We start from the raw sequence: 8,141 nt of genomic DNA, 5'->3' as shown, positions 1-8,141 counted from the left end.
CCACCACCTGAGACCCGGAGGAACCGGATGGACCTGCTGCTGCCCGTCGGAGGGCTCGTCGTCCTGCTCGTGCTGCTGCTGTTGCTCGTCACCAGCCGCTACAAGGTCGCGGGCCCCAACCAGGCGTTCATCGTCACCGGCCGCAAGGGCAAGGCCGTGCTCAACCCCGAGACCGGCGCCCTGACCACCGACCTGTCGGGCCAGAAGGTCATCCTCGGCGGCGGCACCTTCGTCATCCCGTTCGTCCAGAAGCTCGGCGTGCTCGACCTGTCGTCCCGGCGGATCTCCGTGCAGATCCGCGGTGCCGTCTCCGGCCAGGGCATCAAGCTCAACGTCGAGGGCGTGGCGATCGTGAAGGTCGGCGGCAACGCCGACCAGATCCGGCTCGCCGCCCAGCGCTTCCTCAGCCAGCAGGCGGACGTCGAGGCCTTCACCCAGGAGGTGCTCGCGGGTGCGCTGCGCTCCATCGTCGGCGGGCTGACCGTCGAGCAGATCATCCGCGACCGCGCGGCGTTCGCCCAGCGCGTCGCCGACGAGTCGGAGAACTCGCTCACCGGCCAGGGCCTCATCCTCGACACCTTCCAGATCCAGGACGTCACCGACGACGGCACCTACCTCGCCGACCTCGGTCGTCCGGAGGCCGCGCGGATCCAGCAGGCCGCCTCCATCGCCGAGGCCAACGCGCGCCAGGCCGCCGAGCAGGCGCGGATCATCGCCGAGCAGGAGATCGCGATCTCGCAGCGGGCGCTTGCGCTCAAGCAGGCCGAGATCAAGGCCGAGACCGACGCGGCCGCGGCCAACGCCGCCGCGTCGGGTCCGCTCGCCCAGGCCGACCGGGACCAGGCGATCCTCACCGAGCAGGAGAAGGTCGCGGTGCGTCAGGCCGCGCTGACCGAGCGCCAGCTCGAGACCCAGGTGCGCAAGCCGGCAGACGCGGAGCGCTACAAGGTCGAGCAGGAGGCCGAGGCCAAGCGCACCGCCGAGATCGCCGGCGCCGAGGCCCGCAAGGCCTCGACCATCGCCGCGGCGCAGGCCAAGGCCGAGGAGGCCCGCCTGACCGGTGAGGCCGAGAAGTCCCGCCGCTCCGCGCTCGCCGAGGCCGAGGCGATCGAGGGCGAGCGCCGCGGTGAGGCCGAGCGTGCCCGCCGTGTCGCCGAGGCCGAGGCCACCCGGGCCGAGGGCGAGGCGCAGGCGGCCGCGACGCTGGCCGTCGGTCAGGCCGAGGCGGAGGCCATGGACAAGCGGGCCGAGGCGTTCGCGCACTACAACGACGCCGCGGTGCTCCAGATGCTCATCGAGGTGCTCCCGCAGATCGCCCGCGAGGTCGCTGCCCCGATCAGCGCCATCGACCAGCTCACCGTCATCTCGCCCGACGGTGCCGGTGCCCTGCCGCGCCAGGTCAACGACAACGTCGTGCAGACGCTGAGCATGCTCAAGACCTCCACCGGCCTCGACCTCGAAGCACTGGTCAAGGGCGCCGTCGGCAAGGCCGTCGACGGCGCGAACAGCGAGCCGGCCCCGGCGGTGAGCGGTACGCCGACGGGCTGACCGGTCCCGGTACGTCGAGGGGTTGTGTGCCTCCGGACGCGGTGACGCGCGTCGTCGGGCACACGACCCCTCCAGCCGGTCGCCGCCCGAGGCTCGGCGCGTCCCGCCGCACTGACTACCCTCGGACCCATGACCACCGGCGCCGCCGCGACCTCCGGCACCATCTCCACCACCACCGACCAGGACGTGGTCGACCTCGCGGTCCGCGCCCGCGAGGCGGCTCGCGTCCTGGCGATCGCGACCCGCGCGCAGAAGGACGCTGCCCTCGAGGCGATGGCCGACGCGTTGCTGGCGGGGGCGCCGGCGCTGCTGGCCGCCAACGCCGATGACGTGGCCCGCGCCGAGCAGGCCGGCACCCCGCCGAACGTCGTGGACCGGCTCCGCCTCACCGACGACCGGCTCGCCGGCATGGCGCAGGGGCTGCGCGACGTGGCCGGCCTGCCGGACCCCGTCGGCGAGGTCGTCCGCGGCGGCACGCTGGCGAACGGGCTCGAGCTGCGGCAGGTCCGCGTGCCGTTCGGCGTCGTCGGGATGATCTACGAGGCCCGCCCCAACGTGACGGCCGACGCCGCCGGGATCTGCCTGAAGTCCGGGAACGCCGTGCTGCTGCGCGGCAGCTCGAGCGCCGCGGCCAGCAATGCCGCGATCGTCGAGGTGCTGCGCGGGGCGGCCGCCGCGACCGGGCTGCCGGCGGACGTCGTCCAGCTGGTGCCCAGCGACTCCCGCGACACCGTCAAGGCGCTGATGCGGGCGCGGGGGCACGTCGACGTGCTCATCCCGCGCGGCGGGGCCGGCCTCATCCGCTCGGTCGTGGAGGAGTCCACGGTGCCGGTCATCGAGACCGGGGTCGGCAACTGCCACGTCTACGTCGACAGCGGCGCCGACCTCGACCGGGCGCTGGCGATCGTGCTCAACTCCAAGACGCACCGCACCAGCGTGTGCAACTCCGCGGAGTCGCTGCTGGTCCATGCCGACGTCGCCGAGGCGTTCCTGCCGCGCCTCGTGGCGGCGCTGCAGGAGGCCGGCGTGACGATCCACGGCGACGCCGCGTTCACGGCGTACGACGGCGTGGTGGCCGCGACCGACGAGGACTTCGCCACCGAGTACCTCTCCCTCGACGTCTCCGCGGCCGTCGTCCCCGACCTCGACGCCGCCCTCGCGCACGTGCGGCGCTTCTCCAGCGGCCACTCCGACGCGATCGTCACCGAGGACCAACGGGCCGCACGCCGGTTCGTGGCCGAGGTCGACTCCGCGGCGGTGCTGGTCAACGCCTCGACGCGGTTCACCGACGGCGGCGAGTTCGGCTTCGGCGCCGAGATCGGCATCAGCACCCAGAAGCTGCACGCCCGCGGACCGATGGGACTGCCGGAGATGACGTCGACCAAGTACGTCGTCACCGGCGACGGCCACGTGCGCTGACCCGGGTGCGCGGCCGGTAGGCTGACGCCCATGCTGAACGCGCTCGTCGTCCTCGCCGCTGCCGAGGAGTCCCACCACGAGATCGACCACGCCCTGAGCTGGGGCATCGGTGTCGGCGTCCTGGTCCTCCTCCTCGCGATGCTCCTGGCCCTCGTGGCCTTCGGCGGCGGGCGCGAGCACAGCTGAGCACCATGACCGAGCGCCGGCGCCGCGTCGGCGTGATGGGCGGGACGTTCGACCCCATCCACCACGGCCACCTGGTGGCCGCGGCCGAGGTGCAGTCCTGGTTCGACCTCGACGAGGTCGTCTTCGTCCCGGCCGGGGACCCCTGGCAGAAGTCCGACCGGGGCGTCTCGCCGGCCGAGCACCGCTACCTGATGACCGTCGTGGCGACGGCGTCCAACCCGCGGTTCACGGTCTCCCGCGTCGACATCGACCGGCAGGGCCCGACGTACACGATCGACACCCTGCGCGACCTGCGCTCGACCATGCCGGACGCGGACCTGTACTTCATCACCGGCGCCGACGCGCTGGCCGACATCTTCACCTGGCGCAACGCGGAGGAGCTCTTCGCGCTGGCGCAGTTCGTCGGCTGCACGCGGCCCGGCTACACCATGGACGAGGCGACGTTGGCCTCGATCCCCGCGGACCGGGTCACCATGGTGGAGATCCCGGCCCTCGCGATCAGCTCGACCGACTGCCGCGCACGCACCCGCCGCGGCGAGCCCGTCTGGTACCTCGTGCCCGACGGCGTCGTGCAGTACATCGCCAAGCACGACCTCTACCCACCTGACGCACCGGCGGCCAGCCCGCCGGACCCCACCCTCGGAGACTCATGACCGCCACCGACCACGCCCTCGAGCTCGTCCACGCCGCCGCCCGCGCGGCCAGCGACAAGCTCGCGAAGCAGATCATCGCCTTCGACGTCAGCGAGCAGCTGGCGATCACCGACGCCTTCGTGCTCGCCTCGGCCACCAACGACCGGCAGGTCAAGGCCATCGTCGACGAGGTCGAGGACAAGCTGCGCGAGATCGGCGCCAAGCCCATCCGTCGCGAGGGCGAGCGGGACGGCCGCTGGGTGCTCATCGACTACGGCGACGTCGTCGTGCACGTCCAGCACGAGGAGGAGCGCGCCTTCTACGCCCTCGAGCGGCTCTGGCGCGACTGTCCGACCATCACGCTCCCCGCGGACGTCACCACGCATGAGCGCTGACCCCGGCCCGCGGCGGCTGGTGCTGCTGCGGCACGGGCAGACGGCGTACAACGCCGCGAAGCGGATCCAGGGCCAGCACGACGTCGACCTCGACGAGACCGGCCACGAGCAGGCGGCCACTGCGGCGCCGTGCGTCGCGGCGTACCGCCCGACCCGGCTGGTCACCTCCGACCTCGCCCGCGCGCAGCAGACCGCGGCGTACGTCGCCAAGGAGACCGGCCTCGAGCCCGACCTCGACCCGCGGCTGCGCGAGGCGCACCTCGGCGAGCGGCAGACGCTGACGCACGACGAGTACGCCGCGCTGGCGCCGGCGGAGTTCGCCGCGTTCGTCCGGGGCGACTGGGACGTCGTGCCCGGCGGCGAGGGGCTGGCCGCCCTGCGCGCGCGGATGACCGACGCCCTGCGCGACGCGCTGGCCGCGACCCCGGAGGGGGAGACGACGGTGGCCGTCTCGCACGGCGGCGCGATCAAGGTGGGCGTGACGGAGCTGCTCGGCTGGCCCGCCGAGGCGGCTCGGAGCCTGCGCGCGCTGCGCAACTGCTCCTGGCTGGTGCTCGAGCAGCGCGACCGCGTGGTGCTCGCCGGCTACGGCCTGACCCCGATTTCGTCCTCCGAAGCTCTATGAGTAACATTCTGCGAGCCGCCTGACGGGGAGACCCGGACGGCAGCGACCTGGGGCTGTGGCGCAGCTGGTAGCGCATCTGCATGGCATGCAGAGGGTCAGGGGTTCGAGTCCCCTCAGCTCCACCCATACTTGTGAGAGAGGCCCGGCGCGGATGCGCCGGGCCTCCTGCAATTCTCCGGTCGTGCGCCGGGCGCAGCTGGTAGCGGCTCTGCCGATCCTGGGCAATGGCATGCAGAGGGTCAGGGGTTCGAGTCCCCTCAGCTCCACCAATACTTGTGAGGGAGGCCCGGCGCGGATGCGCCGGGCCTCCTGCAATTCTCCGGTCGTGCGCCGGGCGCAGCTGGTAGCGGCTCTGCCGATCCTGGGCAATGGCATGCAGAGGGTCAGGGGTTCGAGTCCCCTCAGCTCCACCCGTACTCCTCTCTGCGTTCCGGTAGCGCGAGCCGATGTCCCTCGCCGCCGCAGGGTTGGCCGAGGGCCCGCCCGGGTAGGACCGCTGCGACTCGAGACGTGAGGAGCATCGATGACGGGGAAACGCGGCGACGAGCTGGGCGTGGAGCTCGGCCGGCTGTGGTACGCGGGCACGCACGACCTGCCGGCGGTGGCGGAGGACTACTGGACGGCGTGCACCAACGTGCCGTCCCTGGTGTCCGCCCAGTGCGCACGCGGCGGGGGCCTGGGGGCGGACCCCGGGGCGAGCATCGACGACTACTCGTCGCGGATCTACCAGATGCTGCTCGGCACCCGGACGTCCGTCGCGCTGGTGGGTGAGGCGCTCGTGTGGATCGCCGACGAGTACGCGAAGACCGACGCGTCGTGCCGCGCGAGCTTCGAGAGCACCAAGACCGAGATGGAAGCCGTGGGGGACGGGTCATGACGTTCGACGTGGGACAGCTGCCGGGGCGGGCCCAGGAGCTCAAGGAGGCCGGCGTCCGCGCGGCATACCGCGAGCTGACCCGGTTCGGCGCCGGCGGCGGTGGCGGTGCCGCCCAGATGATGCAGATCGCCGAGGACTCCATGGCCGGGGTCGAGAACATCTACGACGACTTCCTCGACGTGCCCGACCCGGCCGACTTCGCGCCGAAGATCGAGTGGCTCGGCAACGCGATGGCGAAGCTGGCCACCGAGGGGCACACCAGCGACCCGGTGACCGGTTCCACGGCGGTCTCCGCTCACAACCCGAACCTCACGCTGGTCGGCGGCAGCGGCGACTACCTGTCGGACTGGACCGGGGTCGCGGCCGACAGCTACAAGCGCAGCTACGGCGACCGGTTCGCGCCGACGGCGTCCTCGCAGTACGCCGCGGTGTCGGTGCTCCGCAACGCGATCAACGCCGAGGCCGCCGTCTGGCAGGGCGTGCGCGACGACCTCGACAAGCTCTCCCAGGAGGCCATCGAGCTGATGGAGGGGGCCGGCAGCAAGGGTGGGGCCGAGTGGGCGGCCGTGCTGTCCATCGCTGCCACCGTCATCACCGTCCCGCTGACCGGCGGCGCCTCGGCGATCGCCCTGCCGGCCGTGGCGGCCGGGCTGAGCGTGGCCTCCACCGGCATCGGCCTCGCCACCGGCGGCGGGGGCGAGCCGACCGAGCTCGGCCTGGACGCCGGCTCCTCCGACAAGGTCATCTCCAGCCTGCAGACGGCCCTGACCGAGCTGGCCGACGAGATCGGCGTCCAGGAGAGGAAGATCTCCGAGGCGCTCAACCAGTCCTCCGGGGTCCTCGACTCGCAGTGGGACGTCTTCTGCCTGCCCCAGCCGGCGCTCGTCGACGCCCCGAACCACCCGGTCAACGACCCCTCCTACGGTGGCTACAGTGCCTGAGCCGCGAGCGGGGCAGACCCCGCTGGAGCGCGCGTGGTCCGACACGACGGTCGAGACCGAGTCGCCGAACGGCCGGGTCCGGGTCACGATGGTCGGCGACCACGAGCTGCGGCTGTGGGTGGACCCGACCTGGTACGCCACGGTCCCGGTGCGGACCCTCCAGGACGAGCTGGTGAAGGTGGCCCGGCTGGTCTACGTCAACCGCACCCGCGCCTACTACGACACCTGGAGCCGGCTGGCGGGCCGGTTGGTGCGCCCCTCTCGGACCCCCGCGAGCCCGGAGACCGAGGAGTACCAGCGCCGGCTCGACGAGGTCGTCGCGCGTGGCGAGGCGTACGACGGCCGGATCGCGCTGGTGCTCTCGGGGACGTCGCGGTTCACGGTCAGCATCGACCCGTCGGTCGTGCGCGACCTCGACGCGCCGGCCTTCTGCGCCCGCGCCCGGGAGGCCGCGCTGGCGTGCCTGCGCGAGCACGAGGAGGGGTGGCAGCGCGCCCACTTCGACGTCTACACGCGCCCGCGGCTCGAGCGGGCCGGCGTCCTGTGAGGCGCACCCGGCGGTCCCGTGCCGGCGCGGCCGGGGCGGCCGGCCTGGCGGTCGTCGGCACCCTGCTGGGCGGCTGCGGCACCGACGAGGCGGCCGCCGACGCGGTCCTCGAGGGGCGGGGCGACCAGGTCGACGGGCCGACGACGACGTTCGTCGTCCCGACCGGCACGCTCGCGGTGACCGTCGGCGACCCGGTCGACCGGGTGGGCTCCGACGACACCGCGGACCGCGAGGAGCGTGCCGCCCCCGACGGGTCCGCGCTGCTGCCCGTGCTGGTCGACTTCACCGACCGCGAGGGGGCGCCGTGGGGTGGCCGGCTCGCGGCCGAGCCGCAGGAGGCCGACGTCGTGCTCGAGGTCGGCGGGGAGGAGCGGGAGCTCGGCTCGCCGTACACCACCGCCGGCCGGGGTCTCAGCGGCGCGGGGACCGCGACGTACTGGGTCGTGGTCCCCGGAGAGCCGGCCGCGGACGACGTGACCGTGACGGTCACCTACGACGGCGCCGAGCAGGCGGCCGCGCCGGGGGAGGAGCCGTCCGGTCCGGCGGCCACGCTGGCCGGGCTGCCGGCGGAGGCGCCCCCGGCGGCGGACTGCCCGGCGCGGTGGCGGACGGGCGGGGCGCCGCTGCGGCTGGAGTGCGAGCTGCCGCTGGTCGGTCGCACGGCGTACTGGCCGGGCGCCGGCTGGGCGCCCGACGGGTCGTCGTGGGTCGTCGTGGAGGCCCGGCGGATCCAGGCGTACGCCGCCCGCGGCTCCGCCGACGAGGTCCGCTCGGTGGAGGGGGTGGGCCCCGCGGAGCAGCTCGGCCACGGCGAGTGGGGTCCGACCGGTCTCGCGGGCGTCGTTGTCGCCGGCGAGGACGACCTGACCGGCGACGCGCTGCCGCTCGAGCTCGACGTCGCGGTCGACGCGCCGGGCGCGGAGACCGGTCCGGTGCGCGCGACGTACGCCGTGCCCGTGCCGCGGTGAGGC

Annotated in this window: 10 protein-coding genes and 2 tRNA genes; all 12 read left to right on the top strand. The window is 73.7% G+C overall.

The genetic code is table 11. The annotated features are described in order from the left end of the window. Nucleotides 1–27 precede the first annotated feature (27 nt). The 12 genes from G6553_RS10485 (at nucleotide 28) to G6553_RS10430 (ending at nucleotide 8,138) form a co-directional block, all read left to right on the top strand. Entirely contained in the window at nucleotides 28–1,548 is a 1,521-nt protein-coding gene (locus G6553_RS10485) for an SPFH domain-containing protein (protein ID WP_166191964.1), read from the top strand. A gap of 129 nt (nucleotides 1,549–1,677) precedes the next feature. Continuing rightward, nucleotides 1,678–2,967 carry a glutamate-5-semialdehyde dehydrogenase gene (locus G6553_RS10480; RefSeq protein ID WP_166191961.1) on the top strand — a complete coding sequence of 430 codons (1,290 nt, stop codon included), beginning with the start codon at nucleotides 1,678–1,680 and terminating at the stop codon, nucleotides 2,965–2,967. 30 nt (nucleotides 2,968–2,997) lie between these two features. Then, a complete protein-coding gene (locus G6553_RS10475) occupies nucleotides 2,998–3,153 on the top strand; it encodes a hypothetical protein (RefSeq protein ID WP_166191958.1) in 156 nt (51 codons plus the stop codon). 5 nt (nucleotides 3,154–3,158) lie between these two features. Further along, entirely contained in the window at nucleotides 3,159–3,806 is a 648-nt protein-coding gene (nadD, locus tag G6553_RS10470; protein ID WP_166191955.1) for a nicotinate-nucleotide adenylyltransferase, read from the top strand. After that, the gene (rsfS, locus tag G6553_RS10465) at nucleotides 3,803–4,180 is read left to right on the top strand and encodes a ribosome silencing factor (protein WP_166191952.1); all 378 of its coding nucleotides are present in this window, start codon (nucleotides 3,803–3,805) and stop codon (nucleotides 4,178–4,180) included. Before nadD ends, rsfS begins: the two co-directional genes overlap by 4 nt. Beyond that, nucleotides 4,170–4,805 (top strand): histidine phosphatase family protein, encoded by a 636-nt coding sequence (locus G6553_RS10460; RefSeq protein WP_166191949.1) that lies wholly within the window; start codon nucleotides 4,170–4,172, stop codon nucleotides 4,803–4,805. Before rsfS ends, G6553_RS10460 begins: the two co-directional genes overlap by 11 nt. A 49-nt stretch (nucleotides 4,806–4,854) precedes the next feature. Next, nucleotides 4,855–4,927, top strand: a tRNA-Ala gene (locus G6553_RS10455). Between the two features lie 210 nt (nucleotides 4,928–5,137). Next, a tRNA-OTHER gene (locus G6553_RS10450) sits at nucleotides 5,138–5,215 on the top strand. 113 nt (nucleotides 5,216–5,328) lie between these two features. Beyond that, the gene (locus G6553_RS10445; protein ID WP_166191946.1) at nucleotides 5,329–5,682 is read left to right on the top strand and encodes a hypothetical protein; all 354 of its coding nucleotides are present in this window, start codon (nucleotides 5,329–5,331) and stop codon (nucleotides 5,680–5,682) included. Beyond that, nucleotides 5,679–6,623 carry a hypothetical protein gene (locus G6553_RS10440; protein ID WP_166191943.1) on the top strand — a complete coding sequence of 315 codons (945 nt, stop codon included), beginning with the start codon at nucleotides 5,679–5,681 and terminating at the stop codon, nucleotides 6,621–6,623. Before G6553_RS10445 ends, G6553_RS10440 begins: the two co-directional genes overlap by 4 nt. Then, nucleotides 6,616–7,170: a YbaB/EbfC family nucleoid-associated protein gene (locus G6553_RS10435; protein WP_166191940.1), complete on the top strand. Its 555-nt coding sequence runs from the start codon at nucleotides 6,616–6,618 to the stop codon at nucleotides 7,168–7,170. Before G6553_RS10440 ends, G6553_RS10435 begins: the two co-directional genes overlap by 8 nt. After that, nucleotides 7,167–8,138 (top strand): hypothetical protein, encoded by a 972-nt coding sequence (locus G6553_RS10430; RefSeq protein ID WP_166191937.1) that lies wholly within the window; start codon nucleotides 7,167–7,169, stop codon nucleotides 8,136–8,138. The genes G6553_RS10435 and G6553_RS10430 overlap by 4 nt, the downstream gene beginning before the upstream one ends. Nucleotides 8,139–8,141 lie beyond the last annotated feature (3 nt).

Source organism: Nocardioides sp. IC4_145 (assembly GCF_011250565.1).
GTDB lineage: Bacteria > Actinomycetota > Actinomycetes > Propionibacteriales > Nocardioidaceae > Nocardioides.
The sequence above is the reverse complement of the archived record's forward strand: the minus strand, read 5'-3'. Positions and strand labels throughout refer to the sequence as shown.